Annotated in this window: 16 protein-coding genes and 1 pseudogene; 8 read left to right on the top strand and 9 right to left on the bottom strand. The window is 71.7% G+C overall.

Going from position 1 to position 15320, the window contains the following annotated elements; genetic code table 11:
* Positions 1–60: 60 nt before the first annotated feature.
* The gene (sigJ, locus tag AB0K05_RS15865) at positions 61–936 is read right to left on the bottom strand and encodes an RNA polymerase sigma factor SigJ (protein WP_364229720.1); all 876 of its coding nucleotides are present in this window, start codon (positions 934–936) and stop codon (positions 61–63) included.
* 69 nt (positions 937–1005) lie between these two features.
* On the opposite strand from sigJ, the gene AB0K05_RS15860 reads away from it, so the two are divergent.
* Both AB0K05_RS15860 and AB0K05_RS15855 read left to right on the top strand, forming a co-directional pair.
* Positions 1006–1743, top strand: a complete 738-nt coding sequence (locus AB0K05_RS15860; protein ID WP_364229718.1) for an NAD(P)H-binding protein — start codon at positions 1006–1008, stop codon at positions 1741–1743.
* 44 nt (positions 1744–1787) lie between these two features.
* Complete coding sequence (locus tag AB0K05_RS15855) at positions 1788–2525, top strand: class I SAM-dependent methyltransferase (protein WP_364229716.1); 738 nt, start codon at positions 1788–1790, stop codon at positions 2523–2525.
* A 77-nt stretch (positions 2526–2602) separates the two neighbouring features.
* Here AB0K05_RS15855 and AB0K05_RS15850 read toward each other — a convergent pair whose 3' ends face one another.
* The 4 genes from AB0K05_RS15850 to AB0K05_RS15835 all read right to left on the bottom strand — a co-directional run bounded on the left by AB0K05_RS15850 (position 2603) and on the right by AB0K05_RS15835 (position 6399).
* Complete coding sequence (locus AB0K05_RS15850) at positions 2603–3418, bottom strand: AfsR/SARP family transcriptional regulator (RefSeq protein WP_271275669.1); 816 nt, start codon at positions 3416–3418, stop codon at positions 2603–2605.
* A gap of 77 nt (positions 3419–3495) precedes the next feature.
* The gene (locus AB0K05_RS15845) at positions 3496–4197 is read right to left on the bottom strand and encodes a response regulator transcription factor (RefSeq protein ID WP_219546721.1); all 702 of its coding nucleotides are present in this window, start codon (positions 4195–4197) and stop codon (positions 3496–3498) included.
* Positions 4167–5288: a hypothetical protein gene (locus tag AB0K05_RS15840; RefSeq protein ID WP_219546722.1), complete on the bottom strand. Its 1122-nt coding sequence runs from the start codon at positions 5286–5288 to the stop codon at positions 4167–4169. Before AB0K05_RS15840 ends, AB0K05_RS15845 begins: the two co-directional genes overlap by 31 nt.
* Positions 5281–6399 carry an ATP-binding protein gene (locus tag AB0K05_RS15835; RefSeq protein WP_364229713.1) on the bottom strand — a complete coding sequence of 373 codons (1119 nt, stop codon included), beginning with the start codon at positions 6397–6399 and terminating at the stop codon, positions 5281–5283. The genes AB0K05_RS15840 and AB0K05_RS15835 overlap by 8 nt, the downstream gene beginning before the upstream one ends.
* 182 nt (positions 6400–6581) lie before the next feature.
* On the opposite strand from AB0K05_RS15835, the pseudogene AB0K05_RS15830 reads away from it, so the two are divergent.
* The 4 genes and pseudogenes from AB0K05_RS15830 to AB0K05_RS15815 form a co-directional block, all read left to right on the top strand.
* Positions 6582–6692: pseudogene (locus AB0K05_RS15830) on the top strand (SAM-dependent methyltransferase); the annotation flags it as partial.
* A gap of 94 nt (positions 6693–6786) precedes the next feature.
* Positions 6787–7533 carry an SDR family oxidoreductase gene (locus tag AB0K05_RS15825; protein ID WP_148035212.1) on the top strand — a complete coding sequence of 249 codons (747 nt, stop codon included), beginning with the start codon at positions 6787–6789 and terminating at the stop codon, positions 7531–7533.
* 112 nt (positions 7534–7645) lie between these two features.
* A complete protein-coding gene (locus AB0K05_RS15820; protein ID WP_364229710.1) occupies positions 7646–8626 on the top strand; it encodes a winged helix-turn-helix domain-containing protein in 981 nt (326 codons plus the stop codon).
* A 108-nt stretch (positions 8627–8734) separates the two neighbouring features.
* Positions 8735–9535, top strand: a complete 801-nt coding sequence (locus AB0K05_RS15815) for a PQQ-binding-like beta-propeller repeat protein (protein ID WP_271275664.1) — start codon at positions 8735–8737, stop codon at positions 9533–9535.
* An 11-nt stretch (positions 9536–9546) separates the two neighbouring features.
* Here AB0K05_RS15815 and AB0K05_RS15810 read toward each other — a convergent pair whose 3' ends face one another.
* On the bottom strand, positions 9547–10770 hold the full coding sequence (locus tag AB0K05_RS15810; RefSeq protein WP_364229708.1) for a hypothetical protein: 1224 nt from the start codon (positions 10768–10770) through the stop codon (positions 9547–9549).
* A 172-nt stretch (positions 10771–10942) separates the two neighbouring features.
* Here AB0K05_RS15810 and AB0K05_RS15805 point away from each other — a divergent pair, with 172 nt between their 5' ends.
* On the top strand, positions 10943–11860 hold the full coding sequence (locus tag AB0K05_RS15805; RefSeq protein WP_364229706.1) for an NAD-dependent epimerase/dehydratase family protein: 918 nt from the start codon (positions 10943–10945) through the stop codon (positions 11858–11860).
* 35 nt (positions 11861–11895) lie between these two features.
* On the top strand, positions 11896–12735 hold the full coding sequence (locus AB0K05_RS15800) for a glycosyltransferase family 2 protein (protein ID WP_364229704.1): 840 nt from the start codon (positions 11896–11898) through the stop codon (positions 12733–12735).
* On the opposite strand, the gene AB0K05_RS15795 is transcribed toward AB0K05_RS15800, so the two are convergent.
* From AB0K05_RS15795 to AB0K05_RS15785, 3 genes are read right to left on the bottom strand one after another with little or no spacing between them, the layout of a single operon-like run.
* A complete protein-coding gene (locus AB0K05_RS15795; RefSeq protein ID WP_148035218.1) occupies positions 12618–13154 on the bottom strand; it encodes a GtrA family protein in 537 nt (178 codons plus the stop codon). The genes AB0K05_RS15800 and AB0K05_RS15795 overlap by 118 nt on opposite strands.
* A complete protein-coding gene (locus AB0K05_RS15790) occupies positions 13151–13897 on the bottom strand; it encodes a methyltransferase domain-containing protein (RefSeq protein ID WP_271275660.1) in 747 nt (248 codons plus the stop codon). Before AB0K05_RS15790 ends, AB0K05_RS15795 begins: the two co-directional genes overlap by 4 nt.
* On the bottom strand, positions 13894–15057 hold the full coding sequence (locus AB0K05_RS15785) for an NAD-dependent epimerase/dehydratase family protein (RefSeq protein ID WP_271275659.1): 1164 nt from the start codon (positions 15055–15057) through the stop codon (positions 13894–13896). The genes AB0K05_RS15790 and AB0K05_RS15785 overlap by 4 nt, the downstream gene beginning before the upstream one ends.
* Positions 15058–15320: the final 263 nt, after the last annotated feature.

The following is a 15320-nucleotide window of genomic DNA, read 5'->3' as shown; positions in this document are numbered from 1 at the left end:
CCTCACCTAATTTCCTTGTCGATGGGCGGGGGGCACCTGAAACCCCCGCGTGACCTGGGGTCAGACGCCGGGGATCAGCCGCGCCAGGCGCTCGGGGTCGGCGATCACGTCGATGGCCGCGATCCGGCCGTCCGTGACGGTGAACGCCATGATGGACAGCGGCCGGTCCTTCGCCACGACGACCACGCCGGCCGTACCGTTGACGAGCGCCGGGCGGGCGAACGGCGAGAGCCGCCCGAACGTGACCGCCTGCTCCGCGACCGTTTTCGCGCCGTGGAAGACGACCGTGTGACGGGCCCGCGCCACGCCGCCGTCGGAACGCAGCACGACCTCGGGGTCGAGTACGGAGACGAGCGCGTCGAAGTCGCCGTCACGGGCTGCGGCGAAGAACGCGTTCACCACGTCGCGCTGGCGGGCCGGATCCGGGTCCGGCACCGGGGCCTGCCCGCGCACCCGGCGCCGCGCGCGGCTGGCGAGCTGGCGGGCCGCCGCCGGTGACCGGTCGAGCAGCGGCGCGATCTCCTCGAACGGCACCGCGAACATGTCGTGCAGCACGAACGCCAGCCGCTCGGCCGGCGACAGCGTGTCCAGCACCACCAGCAGCGCCAGCCCGACCGAGTCCGCCAGCAGCGCCTCGTGCTCGGGGTCCACGCCCGACTCCGGGCTGATGACCGGATCGGGGATGCCCGCGCCGAGCGGCTCCTCGTCGCGCCGCCGCCGCGAACGCAGCACGTTGAGACACACGCGGCCCACCACCGTGGTCAGCCACGCCGCCAGGTTCGCCACCTCGCCGGTGCCGGCGCGGCTCGCCCGCAGCCAGGTCTCCTGGACGGCGTCGTCCGCCTCGCTCAGCGAGCCCAGCATCCGGTAGGCCACCGCGCGCAGACGGCCGCGTTCCTCCTCGAAACACGCCGTCATCAGCTCGCGCTCGTTCACCGTGTCACATTCCTTCCCCGCGCGGTGTCGGCGTTGCAGACCCCACCCGATGGACTACTGGAGCAAACCATGACATCCCTGATTCTGGTCACCGGCGGCACCGGTACGCTCGGCCGCCTCGTCGTACCGCTCCTGCGGTCCGCCGGCCACCAGGTGCGCGTCCTCGGCCGGCGCGGCGGCGACGTGACCGCCGACCTGCTCACCGGCGAGGGCCTCCAGCCCGCCGTGGACGGCGCCGACACCGTCCTGCACCTGGCGGGCGGCCCCAAGAACGACGACGTGCTGACCCGCAACCTGGTCCAGGCCGCCGTGCGCGCGGAGGTGCGGCACCTGGTGCACATCTCGGTGATCGGTGCCGACCGCGTGCCGCTGGCCTGGTTCCGCTACCAGCGGGACGCCGAGCGGGCCGTGATGGACTCGGGTGTCCCCTGGACGATGCTGCGCGCCGCCCAGTTCCACGACCTCGTGCTCAAGGCGGTGACGCCGATGGCCAAGCTCCCCGTGGTCCCGGTCCCCGGCGGGCTCAGGTTCCAGCCGGTGGACGCCCGCGACGTCGCCGCCCGCCTCGCGGACCTGACCGTCGGCCCGCCGTCCGACCTGGTGCCGGATCTCGCCGGGCCGAAGGTGTACGGGATGGGCGAGCTGGTGCGCGGCTACCTGGCAGCCAGGGGCAAGCGGCGGCCGATGCTGCGGGTCCGGATGCCGGGCAAGGCGGGCCGCGCCTACCGGGCGGGCGACAACCTGTCGCTGGAGGCCGAGCTGGGCAAGCGCACGTGGGAGGAGTTCCTGGCCGAGCGGGTGCGCTAGAAATCGTTGGACAGCGCGCGGACGAGCGGGAGATCGTGGGCCGCATGCGACAGGAGGACATCTGGGACGCCGAGACCGCCCGGCGCTACGACACGCCGGGCACCGGCATGTTCGCGCCCGAGGTGCTGGAGCCGACGGTCGGACGCCTGGCCGAGCTCGCGGGCGGCGGCCGGGCGCTCGAGTTCGCCATCGGGACCGGCCGCGTCGCCGTGCCGCTGGCCGAGCGGGGGGTGAGCGTCACCGGCATCGAGCTCTCCCTTCCGATGATCGACCAACTGCGGACGAAAGCGGACGAGGAGACCATCCCCGTGATCGCCGGCGACATGACGACGGCCGTCGCCCCGGGCACGTACACGCTGGTCTACCTCGTCTACAACACCATCTCCAACCTGCTCACGCAGGCCGGGCAGGTCGAGTGCTTCCGCAACGCCGCCCGTCACCTCGCGCCCGGCGGCCGGTTCGTCATCGAGCTCTGGGTGCCCGACCTGCGCAAGCTCCCGCCGGGGCAGCGGGCCACGGTCTTCCACAGCGAGGCCGGCTACATCGGTCTCGACACCTACGACGTGCCGGCGCAGCACGTCGTCTCGCACCACTTCGAGTTCGACGACGGCAGGCAGGCCCGGCTGTTCCGCAGCCCGCACCGCTACATCTGGCCCGCCGAGCTCGACCTCATGGCGCAGCTGGCCGGGTTCGAGCTGGAGAGCAGGCATGCCGACTGGTCCGGCGCCGCCTTCACCGCCGAGTCGCGTTCGCACGTGTCGGTCTACCGCCTTCCCGGCTGACCGCGGATCCGTTCCGGACGATCTCGCCGGAGCCGTCACGCCCCGGCCCGGGGACGGAATCCCCGACCGCTGACCGGTCAGCGCCGGGCGGTGGTGATGACGCGCTCGGTGAGCGTCATGAGCATGGCCGGGGAGGCGAGGTCCAGCGCCGGGTCGCGGCGGAGCACCGCCTCCTGCATCCGGCGCAGCCCCGGCCCCGGCTCGATGCCCAGGTCGCCGACCATGACAGACCGGGTGTCCCGGTAGACCGCGAGAGCCTCCGACGCCCGGGACGCCCGGTACAGCGCCAGCATGAGCTGGGCCCGGGCCCGTTCCCGCAGCGGGTGGGACAGGGTGTGGGCGGTGAGCATCGGCACCAGCGCGCGGTGGTCACCGGCGGCGAGGCGGAGGTCGGCGTGGTCCTCCAGCGCCATGAGGCGCTCCTCTTCCAGGCGTGCGGCCTCGACCTGGGCCCACGGAGCGGTGATGCCGGTCAGCGCGCCGCCCCGCCAGAGCGTCAGAGCGTGCTGGAACAGCCTGTCGGCAGTCGCCGCCTCGCCCCGGGCCCGCGCGGCGCCCGCCCGGCCGCTCAGCAGCGTGAACAGATGGGCGTCGACGTTCTCCCGCTCCACGTTCAGCCGGTATCCGCCGGCGACGGTCGTGATGACCTCGTTCTCCTGGTGCCTGGAGAGCAGGTCGCGGATCTTCGACACGACGATGTGCAGTTGCTTGGCCGCCGTCGCCGCCGTGCTCTGCCCCCAGACGTCTGCCAGCAGCTGTTCGGCGGGAACCACGTGGCCGGCGCTCAGCGCCAGCCGGGCCAGCAAGCCGACCCGCCGCTCACCGGCCACCTTGACCGGTTCGTCATCCGCCGTGACCTCCCATGGTCCGAGGATCTTGATTTTCAGTGCCATCCGGGCCCCCCTGTGTCGGCCGCAGCTTGATCGCAACTCTAGGGAGGCGGGCGGCGGGCCGGTGTCCGGCGAACGCCCTACAGCGTGGCCTCCGTGTGGTCGAGCGTCTGGTTGAGCTCGGCGAGCGTGATGACGCCGTCGTCGATGGCGCGGGTGACGAGGTCGCTCTTGGTGCGGGCGGCCCTGCCGACGTTGGCGTACTTGACGCGTACGCGCGCGATGTAGGTCTCGACGGTCTTGACGGTGATGTTGAGCTTCGCGGCGACGAGGTCCTTGGACGAGGAGACGAACCACGCCCGCAGCACCTCGGTCTCGCGCTGGGACAGGCGCGGCCGGTCCGGGGACTGGTCCGCGGCGAGCGCCCCGGACAGCGACGGCGCGGTGTAGGGCTCTCCCCGCGCCGCGGCCCTGATGGCCGTCACCAGGTGCTCGGGACCCTCCCGCTTGGTCAGGTAGGCGAGCGCGCCGAGGTCGACGCACTTGATCGCGGTGGCGTCGTCGGTGTGCTGGGAGTAGACGACCACGCGCCTGCCGCTGTGGACCAGCCTGCGCAGCTCGCCGAAGTCCGGCCTGCCGGGGACCAGCTCCAGATCGAAGATCACCACGTCGGCGGCGGCGCCCGGCCCGGTCCACACGTCGGCGAGTCGCTCCCCCGCGTCGATGAGGTCGATCGGCGGCGCGGCCTCGGCGCACCAGGCGCTGACGCCCGCGGAGATGGCCGCGTGATCATCGACGATCACCGCGGTGATCACCTCGTCGCCGGCGCGGTGGGCTGCCATCGGACCTCCATCCATACCGTTTCGTCATTGCGCAGCGTCTCGACCAGCACTCCCGGCGTCGCCGGATCCGGCACGTCCACCTCGCCGCTGTCGGCGACGACGCTCACCGACACCAGGTCCGCGCTGCCCACGACGGTGACCCTGGCCCGGGAGGCGGCGGTGGCGAGCACGGTCAGCACCGGCTCGGTGAGATCGCGCCGGACGGCCACGGGGGGCGTCGGCCACTGCCCGCGCGTGTCCAGCTCCACCTCGACGCCCTTGCGGTCGGCGACGTCGGCGCAGTGGCGCAGCTCGTGTACCAGGGGGTCGGCGACGGTGTCGGTCTCGGCGAACAGCCGCCGCATCCGGGCCGCCTCGATGGCGCACAGCCGCTGGACGGCAGGATCGTCCGGCCGGAGCGAGTTGTCGGCGAACCCCTCCAGCAGCGGGATCGTGCTCGCCGATAGCTCGGTGAACCGCTGCTGCCTGCGGCGGTGCGACGCCGCCGCGACGGCTTCCACCACGCGCACCCGTTCGAGCTCCCGCTGGGCGGTGGTCGCCGCCGCGCTGAGGCCGCGGAGCACGGCCGCGCCCACGGCCACGCAGAGCGGAAAGCCGATCACGGTCACCGAGCCGGTGGCGAACCGGGCCAGGGCCTGCCGGTCGGGCTCGTCGAACAGGAACAGGTGGAGCAGGGCGACGAGCTCGTGAGCGGCCAGGAACCCCGCCGAGGTCCGCAACGGGCGGTCGAGCAGCACGGTGAAGCCCGCCCAGTTCGCCGCGCCGAAGATCCAGTCGGTGGTGGTGGACGTCCGCCCGTCCGGCAGCGTCGCGTACGAGAGAGCGGACGCGGCGAGCACCACGGCGACGGCGGCCCAGCGCAGCCGGTTCCACGGGCGCCGCCGGACCAGCAGCACGGCCTCGCAGGCGAGCACGGCCGCCAGCATCGCGAGAGCCACGACCTGGGCGACCGGCCACTCGTACACGTCCCAGTGGCGCATCAGATTGGCGCCGCCGAGACCGCCGGCTATCGCCACGGCGACGAGCAGCGTCGCTATCCGGAGGCCGCGTTTGAGCTGGGCTCCGGTCCGCTCCCCGGCGGCGTCAGTCATGGCCGGCCGGCCATTCGAGCCGCACTCGGGTGCCCTCGCCCTCGGCGGAGACGACGGTGGCCGTGCCTCCGATGCGGGTCATCCTGCCGCGCACGGACTCGCGGATGCCGCGGCGGTGGCCCGGGACGTCTTCCAGGGAGAATCCCTTTCCCTCGTCGATGATGTCGAGCCGCAGCGACCGGGAGTCCCCGCGCAGGCGGACGGTCGCCCGTGTCGTGCCCGAGTGGCGTCGCACGTTGGTGAGCGCCTCGCGCGCCGCGTCGGCGATGGGCGCCGCGACCCCCGCCGGGAGTGGTAAGCGTGCCGGCAGGTCGAACTCCACGGAGAGCTGAGCGGCGTCGAGGTCGGCCCTGAGCAGGTCGACGAGGTCGGCGGGGCGGGGCGTCCGCCTGCTGTCGGAACGCAGCCTGTCGAGGTCGCGGCGGGCCTGCGGGCCGAGCCAGGCGGAGTCGGAGCGCACCTGCCCGGTGCCGACCATCAGGAGGGTCGTCGCGGCCGTGTCGTGCAGGGCGTTGGCGAGCTCGCGTTCCTCGGCGCGGACGGCCGCCGCCGCCTGCGCGGCGGCACGCGCCCGGGCGGCCTCGGCCGCCATCCGGTCGGCCCTGTCTGCGGCCTGCCGCAGGAGGGTCCAGGCGGCTCTGGACAGCGCGGCCGCCGGCACCGCCCAGAGGTTGCCTCTGATCACACTCGGGTCCGGCACCGCCATGGCGACGATGACGGCCGCCCCGCCTCCGGCCACCAGAGCCACGACGGCTCCCACGGGCAGCGAGGTGTGCCACTGCCACGTCACGCACGCGAAGGTGACCAGGAGCCGTGACCATCCGAAATTGGTGTCCTCAAGGGCGCCGGTCCAGGTGACGCTCGCAGTCAGGGTCAGCAGGACGATCACGTCGGGGACGAGCAGCGCGTCCCCCCGGCCCCGGCGCAGCCACCATACGTAGCCGCACGTCCACACCGCCGCGACGGCGACCATCGAGGCGGTGGCCGCGAAGTGCTCCGGGGACGCCCTGAACAGGGCGACAGCGCAGATCGGCACCAGCGTCGCCAGGCGCACGGCGGCCGCGTAACGGCGGCCGAACCGCACCAGCAGCCGTGCCGCTTCCTCCGCCACACCGGTCACCTCGCCCCCACCGCACGCGGCCCTCGTCGTGAGGCAGCCTAATGACTCGGCCTGCCCGGCCGGAACACGTCGATCGACAAGGGCGCCGGTTCACGAGCCCGGCATGATCTCGGGGGACGTCCGGAAGATCTCGTCGTGATCGCTACGGCTCCGACATGGCCTTCGTCGCCCGCATGGCGCAGCTGGCCGGGTTCGAGCTGGAGAGCAGGCATGCCGACTGGTCCGGCGCCGCCTTCACCGCCGAGTCGCGTTCGCACGTGTCGGTCTGCCGCCTTCCCGGCTGACCGCACAATTTCCCCGGAGTTGGCACGGACTGCGGGCTTGCCTTGTCCCAGGGGCGGGAACCCTGGTTCACCAGGGGACAAGGAAGGCGTTGTCATGAAGATCGTGGTAATCGGCGGGACGGGCCTGATCGGGTCGAAGCTCGTGACCAGGCTCGGCGAGTACGGGCACGAGGCGGTGGCGGCGGCGCGGAACACCGGGGTCGACACCCTCACGGGCGAAGGGCTCGCCGAGGTCCTGTCCGGCGCGGCCGTGGTGATCGACGTGTCGAACTCCCCGTCGTTCGAGGAGAGCGCCGTCATGCAGTTCTTCGAGACCTCCACCCGCAACCTGCTCGCCGCGGAGTCCGAAGCCGGCGTCGGGCATCACGTCGCGCTGTCGGTGGTGGGCACCGAGCGGCTGCCGGACAGCGGCTACTTCCAGGCCAAGCTCGCCCAGGAGCGGCTGATCGAGAAGGCGGGGATCCCGTTCTCGCTCGTGCACGCGACCCAGTTCTTCGAGTTCACCCGGACGATCGCCGACGCCGCCTCCACCGACGGCCGCACCGTACGGATCGCGCCGGTGCTCTACCAGCCCATCGCGGGCGACGAGGTCGCCAAGGAGGTCGGCAGGACCGCGGTGGGGTCGCCGCTGAACGGCAGGGTCGAGGTCGCCGGGCCGGAGCAGTTCAGGATGGACGAGTTCTTCCGCGACGCGCTCGCCGCCTGGGGTGACCCCCGCCAGGTGGTCACCGACCCGGACGCGCGCTATTTCGGGGCCGAGCTGCACGAGCGTTCGCTGGTGCCGGGCGAGGGCGCGGTGCTCGGCGAGATCCGCTACGCCGACTGGCCGGGCCGCGTGTAGCCCGTCGGCCCTCGTTTCGAGGATTCTCTTAATGATTGCGGGCGGATGACCGCGTCCCCCAGGCTCTGTGCACAATAGCCATCGGCCGGGCTCGACCGGCGGCTGGGGGACGATGAACGGGTACTCGGAACTGCAACTCGGACCGCTGGACGAGGTCAGGGCGACGGTGGCGCTGCACCCCGGCGTCAGCCTGCTGTCGCTGGCCGCGGGCAGCGTGGGCGGCCGGCCGCACGGTGTGCCCGGTCACTGGCGGCGCGGGGTGGCCGGCGTGATCGGCGAGGACGCGGCCGCGCTGAAGCCGCTGTTCGACCCGTACTGCTCGATCATCCCCGACTGCCTGACGGCGACGGCCACGATGGTCGAGGGCGACGTCGAGACCTATCTGGAGATGCTTGAGGACCTGGACCCGGCGACCCTGATCAGGGAACTGGAGGCCGAGTTCGGGGCCGGGGCGCCGGTCCACTGGCAGCCCGTCGTGGACCGCCCGCGGGCGTGGCTCCGCGTCTACGCGCGGCTGATGCGCAGGCTGTGGGAGGACTTCGCGCCGACGTGGCACCGCGCCGGCGGGCTGCTCGGCAAGGAGCGCGAGCGGGTGGGCGTCGCGGCGGTCACCGGCGCTCTGGAGGCCGTGCTCACCGGCCTGAACAGCAGGTTCAGGTTCGGCGGCACCTCCATCAGGCTGCCGGACCAGCAGGGCCGGCGGTTCGACCTGGGCGGCAGGAAGCTGACGTTCGTGCCGGTCGTCTCCGGTCACGGCGCGTGCCTGTTCTCCTTCGACCGGCCGGGGCTGGCGTGGATCGGCTACCCCGTGCCCGCCGTGGGCCTGCTCTGGTCCGGCCACGAGGCGGAGAGCGACGAGAAGGACAGCCTGGCCCTGACGGTCGGCCGGGTGCGCGCCACGATACTGAGGGCGGGCCGGGTGCCGCTCACCATGGGCGAGCTGGCCGGCCTCCTGAGCTGCACCCCGGCCACGGCCAGCTACCACTGCGACCAGTTGCAGGCGGCGGGCCTCCTGGAGCGCGAGCGGCACGGCCGCCACGTGCGCATCGGTCTGACCTCACGGGGCGAGGCCCTGGTCGATTTGATGAGCTGACTGTTAGGCGGGTTTCGAAAAGATCGAATACCCCGTGCCTCTTCCCTAGGTTGTGCCATCGACCGGTGCGTACCGGTCGTGACACCACTCTCCCCAAGGGGCACACCCATGCGTACATCCATGAAGACGGTGGCCGTCGTGGCGCTCGGCGGCGCGCTGACGCTCACCCCGGCGACTGTCGCCGTCGCCGCCACGGCGTCCACCTCCGCCACGACCGTCTCCGCCGCCGGCGAGCTGCTGCGGGCCGGCGAGACCCTCAAAGCCGGCCAGTCCCGGCGCTCCCCCGACGGCCGCTACCTGCTGGTCATGCAGGAGGACGGCAACCTCGTCCTTTACCGGCGCGGAACCGGCAAGGGCCTGTGGAGCACCAGGACGACCGGCTCCCGCAAGGGCGCGTTCGCGACCATGCAGACCGACGGCAACTTCGTCGTCTACGACGCCGCCGGCAAGGCCGTGTGGCACAGCGGCACCACCAGGCCGGGCTCGTTCCTGGCCGTGCAGAACGACGGCAACCTGGTCGTCTACAGCAAGGCGGGCGACGCCGTGTGGGACCGCATGTCCGGCCTGGACAACCTGCTGCGCCCCGGCGACACGCTCCGGCCCGGTCAGCTGCGGCGGTCCACCGACCGCCGCTACCGGCTGGAGATGCAGCGCGACGGCAACCTCGTCCTCTACAGCAGCGCGGACAAGGCACTGTGGAGCACCAGGACCACCGGCTCCCGCAAGGGCGCGTTCGCGACCATGCAGACCGACGGCAACTTCGTCGTCTACGACGCCGCCGGCAAGGCCGTGTGGCACAGCCGCACGACCACGCCCGGTGCCTTCCTGGCCGTGCAGAACGACGGCAACGTGGTGATCTACGTCAGGTCGGGCGGCAAGGCGCTCTGGTCCACGCGCACCGGCCGCTGACGCGGGGGCGGCTACGGCTCTGACATGGCTCCCGTCGGCCGGACGGGCTCGGCGGGGCCGGGACGGGGTGGGTTTCTGGGCGGTAGTGCGGCGATCAGGAAGGGGATGACCACGAGCGAGGACAGGGCCCACACGCTGTGGAACTGCCACCAGCCCATCCCGGTGAACATCTGGACGCGCAGGTAGCCGGCCGCCGCCCAGGCGCTGGTCACCGTGATCACCGGCCAGGTGGCGCGGCCGGCGCGGGCCAGGAGGTAGGGCACCGGCCACATCAGGTACTGGGCGCCGAGCCGGTAGGTCAGGATGAGGAAGACGAGCAGCAGGACCAGGGTCAGGTCGACCGGGTCGGCCCCGCGCCACCACCACCCGGCCGCGAGCAGCCCCGCGACCAGCACGAGCGTGCCGATCCTGCCGAGGACGGACGAGACGTCCTGGTCGCCGCCCGTGACCAGGGCGGTCCAGCCCCAGTCGCCCACCACCGGGCGCGTCGACATGATGGCCTTGCCCAGGTCGACGAGCCCGGTGACCGGCGTGTCCAGGAACACCGCGCTGCTGAGCAGCCACAGCCCGGGAACGGCCGCGGTCCAGCCGAGCACCACCAGGCGGCGCGACCCCGCGACGGCGAGGACCACTCCCGGCACGAGCAGCACCGACCAGTTGGTGCAGGCCACCGACAGGCCGATGAGCACGCCGGCCCAGTGGGCGCGCCCGGCGCGGGCGGCGACCAGCGCGGCCACCCCGAAGACCAGGGTGAGCGGCGGGAACTGGCCGTGGATGCCGCTCACCATGATGCCGAGCGGCACGCACGCGTACTGGAAGCCCCGCAGCGCCCCGCGCTCGCCGGCGAGCTTGGCCACCAGCGGGATCAGCGCGAGGTCGGCCAGCACGGGGACGATCCGGCCCGACCAGTTCCAGGAGAGCCCGATGAGGTCGCCCAGCTCCTTCTGGCCCGCCAGCACGTAGGCGAGGAACGGCAGGAAGTGCCAGCCGCCGTCGCGCATGTGGGTGGTCGGGTTGCGGCCTTCGAGCACCTCGGCGGCCGCCATCGAGAAGTCGTTGGCGAAGTCGTACGGCTGGGCGGGGTCCTGCGCGGCCCAGGCCATCGCGATGATCCGGAGCACGGCCCCGACCGCCAGCGCCGCCCACAGCGGCGGCGCCCAGCCGCGCCGTTGCGCGGCCAGTGCCAGGACCAGGCCGGCCACAAGGGGAGGGCCCACCACCAGAGCTGGGCTCACGTGCACTCCTCCAACTGCCTCGCGGTCGGTCGACAGGACGACAAAGACCGTAGCCTACGCAGGGAGTCCAAGCGTTTGCTGGGAATGCCCTCCACATCGCCAGAACCGATGCGGGTCCACCGTCCGGATGCCGGTATCGTCGCTGGGACCTGAGGGAAAGGAATGCCAGGAGATGCCGGAGGTGGCCGGGGCCCGCGTGCTCGTCACGGGCGGAGCGGGGTTCATCGGAAAGCGGTTGGTGGCGGCGCTGCTCGCCGAGAAGGCCGAGGTGACGGTCGTCGACCTCGACCCGCACCCGGATCCCGGCGTGCTGTCCGTCGTGGGCGACCTGCGCGATCCCGGGGTGCGCGAGCGGGCGGTGACGGCCGGGCTCGACGCGGTGGTCCACCTCGCCGCCGTCACGTCGGTGCTCCGCTCGGTGGAAGACCCGGCCGGGACATACCAGACCAACGTCGAGGCCACGGCGGGGCTGCTGGAGCTCGCCAGGGAGCGCGGGGTGCCGCGGTTCCTGCTGGCGTCCACCAACGCCGTCACCGGCGACGTCGGCGGCGTCCGGATCAGCGAGAGCCTGGCGCTGCGCCCGCTCACGCCGTACGGCGCGACCAAGGCCGCGGGCGAGATGCTGCTCAGCGCCTATTCCGGCGTCTACGGCATGCGCACGAGCGCGCTGCGCTTCGCCAACGTGTACGGCCCGGGGATGCTCCACAAGGACAGCTTCGTCCCGAGGCTGATGCGGGCCGCCGCCGAGGGTAGGGGGGTCCAGGTGTACGGCGACGGCGCCCAGCTCCGCGACTACGTCCACGTCGACGACGTCGTGCAGGCGATCCTGCTCGCCTGGCGCGAGGACCACGACGGTCCCCTGATCGTCGGGTCCGGCACGTCGGTGAGCGTGCACGACCTGATCGACGCGGCGCGGACGGTCACCGGTGCGCCCATCCCGGTCGAGCACGTCCCCGCGAAGCAGGGGGAGATGCCGGCGGTCGTGCTCGACATCTCGGCGGCGAAGGCCCTCGGATATCAGCCTCGCCACGATTTGACCTCGGGAATGGCCACAGTATGGCCGGACTTCACGCCATCTGCAGCAGAATGATCTGCGGCTAAAAGCGACAAACCGGAGGAAGACGCATGACGAGCCCGGAGACACCGGTGGACATCGACGCCGCCGCGATGGCGGAGTTCACCTCGGAATACGGCTCGGACCTGCCTCCCGTCGCGATCGTCATCGCCGCGTACAACGAAGAGCGCAGCATCGGCGCCACGGTGAACGGCATCCCGGCGGTCGTCGACGGGATGGAGACCGCGACCATCGTGGTCGTCGACGGCTCCACCGACCGCACGGCGGCCGAGGCGCGCAAGGCCGGGGCCATGGTCTGCGACGTCCCCGCGAACCGCGGGCAGGGCGCCGCGCTGCGGCTCGGCTACCGTCTGGCTCGCGAGAGCGGCGCCCGCTACATCGTGACCACCGACGCCGACGGTCAGTACGACCCGGCCGACATCAAGCGGGTGCTCGCCCCGGTGCTGCGCGGGGAGGCCGACTTCGCGACCGGTTCCCGCGTGCTGGGGCGGCAGGAGACCCACGACAGGGTCCGCCGCCTCGGCGTGCACGTGTTCGCGTTCCTGATCAGCCGGTTCACCGGCCAGCGGATCACCGACACCTCGTTCGGCCTGCGGGCGATGCGGGCGGAGGTGACCGGGGCGGTCACGCTCACCCAGCCGCAGTACCAGTCGTCCGAGCTGCTGATCGGCGTGATCTCGCGGGGGTTCCGGGTCGTGGAGGTGCCGGCCACCATGCGACTGCGCGCGGCCGGCACCACCAAGAAGGGCGGCAACCTCGTCTACGGCTACCGCTACTCGCGGGTCGTGCTCGGGACCTGGCTCCGTGAGCGCCGCCGGCCGGCTTCGTCGCCCTCCTCTGCGGGCTCGGCGCCCTCCTCACCCGAGCGGGTGTCGGCGAAGACGAAGTAGTGGAACAGGAAGAACTTCGCCACGAACAGCAGCCCGTAGATCCCCAGGAAGACGGCCCCCACGAAGATCACCCGGGGGCCGTCGGTGTCGAAGATCTGGTGTCCCACCCGGTCGGCGACCCCGGTGCCCCATGACGCGATGACCAGCCCCACCACCGCGGTCAGCCAGTACGGGAGCAGCTCGCGCAGCGGCTTGGGCCGGCCGCGCAGCTTCCAGGCCCACCACCGGTTGAGCACGTAGTTGACGACGGCGCCGAGCCCCCACGCGACCACGGAGGCGGCCGACGGGCCGAGAAGCTCCAGCCCGTAGACCGTCAGCAGCGTGATCTCGCTGACCACGCCCGCCACCACCGAACCGATCGCGTAGCGCCCGAAGATGCGCGGGAGAGCTCCCCGCAGAAGACGACGAACCTGGATCACGACGCCGCGTGCCCCCGGTCGCCGGGCACCCGGAAGACGCCGAGGATCGACTGGCCGAACGGGATCGGCAGAACCCGGTCGAGCACCCGGGTGACCGGGACCAGGACCTTGTCGTACAGGCCGACGGCGCCCGCCTTGGGCGAGCCCGCCTTGCCCAGCCGCACCGCGGCCCACCAGGCGATCCCGCCCAGCAGGTTGACCGGGCGGGACAGCTCCACCTCCAGCCCGGCGCGCACCGCGGCGTCCCTGAGCGTGGCCGGGGTGTAGCGGCGGAAGTGACCGACCTTGCGGTCGAAGTCGCCGTACAGGCTCTGGTAGGCGGGCACCCACAGCACGAGCGTGCCGCCCGGGGTGACCGAGCGGCCGAGGAGGGTGAGGAGGGCGGCGTCGTCCTCGAAGTGCTCCAGCACGTTGATGGCGATCGCGGTCTCGACCGGGCGGTCCAGGCTGGCTCCGCAGGCGAGGTCGAACTGGGCCGCCTCCACCTCGCCGCGGCCGGCGAAGCGGGCCTTCATCACCTTGACCGCGTCGGGGTCGACGTCGGTGACCACGAGCCGGTCCAGGCCGGTGAACTGGCTGGCGAACTCGCCCAGCCCGGCCCCCACCTCCAGCACGCTGCGCCCGCAGTGGGGGGCGATCAGGTCGAACTGGTAACGGCGGTAGCGCGGCTTGTCGTGGCCGCCTTCCTCCCGCTCCGCGGTGCGGCCCGTGGCCCGGGCGAACGCGCCTTCCTCAGCGCTCACCGCCTCTCTCCGCCCAGGGCGCCGCGCCAGTCGACCCGGGGCTGCATGGCGTCGAGGTCGACCCGCTCGGCGTAGCGCTTGGTCACGTCGAACAGCGAGGTGATCAGCGTGTCGGAGAGCAGGTGGGGTTCGAGGCCGAGCTCCACCAGGCCGCTGTGGACGACCTTGTAGTAGTGCTCCTCCTTCTCGACCCTGGGGTTGTCGAGGTTGTTGATCGTCACCTCGTCGGGGAAGCTCCGCGCGACGGTCTCGGCGATGTCGGCGACCGACATGGACTCGGTCATCTGGTTGAACACGCGGAACTCGCCGCGCTCGGCCGGGTTCTCGCAGGCGAGCTGGATGCAGCGGACGGTGTCGCGGATGTCGATGATGCCCCGCGTCTGGCCGCCCTTGCCGTAGACGGTGAGGGGGTGGCCGAGCACCGCCTGGACGACGAACCTGTTGAGGACCGTGCCGAACACCGCGTCGTAGTCGAACCTGGTGGCGAGCCGGTCGTCGAGCGCGGTCTCCGGGGTCTGCTGGCCGTACACGACGCCCTGGTTGAGGTCGGTCGCGCGCAGGCCCCAGATCCGGCAGGCGAACTCCATGTTGTGGCTGTCGTGCACCTTCGACAGGTGGTAGAACGACCCCGGCCGCTTGGGGTAGAGCACCCGGTCCTTGCGCCCCTTGTGCTCGACCTCCAGCCAGCCTTCCTCGATGTCGATGTTGGGGGTGCCGTACTCGCCCATGGTGCCGAGCTTGACCAGGTGGATCTCGGGGTCGATCTCGGCGATGGCGTAGAGCACGTTCAGCGTGCCCGCCACGTTGTTGACCTGCGTGTAGACGGCATGCTTGCGGTCGATCATCGAGTAGGGGGCGGCCCGCTGCTCGGCGAAGTGGACCACGGCGTCCGGACGGAAGTCGCGGATCATGTCGTAGGTGAAGTCCGCCTCCATCAGGTCGCCAATGTACGCCTGGATGGTCTTACCGGTCAGCCGGTGCCAGGTGGAAATCCTGGTTTGCAGGGATTCGATCGGCACCAGGCTTTCCACGCCGAGCTCGAAGTCGTACTGCCGCCGGGCGAAGTTATCGGCGACGGCGACCTCGTGCCCGGTCTGAGAGAGGTGGAGGGCGGTGGGCCAGCCAAGATAGCCGTCACCACCGAGGACCAGAATCCGCATTGACCTGACTTTCTCACTGTGCGACAAGTTCGGGGACATTAATACGCCTATGGGGGTGTATCACACCTAGATGTCAGAGTGTTCCCCCTGCTGTATCCATCACACTCGTACCACATCACCGGTCCTAACCTTCCCGTCTTGCGCCACTTCACAGCAGGTTGACAGGCGCTGGATCAACGGGACAAGTCGCTTGACCGCGGCGCGCGCCTGCTGCCAACATCAGCGAAACAGCGTTCCAGAAGATGGAACCGAGGCAACCCCCC

This window comes from Nonomuraea sp. NPDC049486, assembly GCF_040676925.1.
Lineage (GTDB): Bacteria > Actinomycetota > Actinomycetes > Streptosporangiales > Streptosporangiaceae > Nonomuraea > Nonomuraea ferruginea.
The sequence above is the reverse complement of the archived record's forward strand: the minus strand, read 5'-3'. Positions and strand labels throughout refer to the sequence as shown.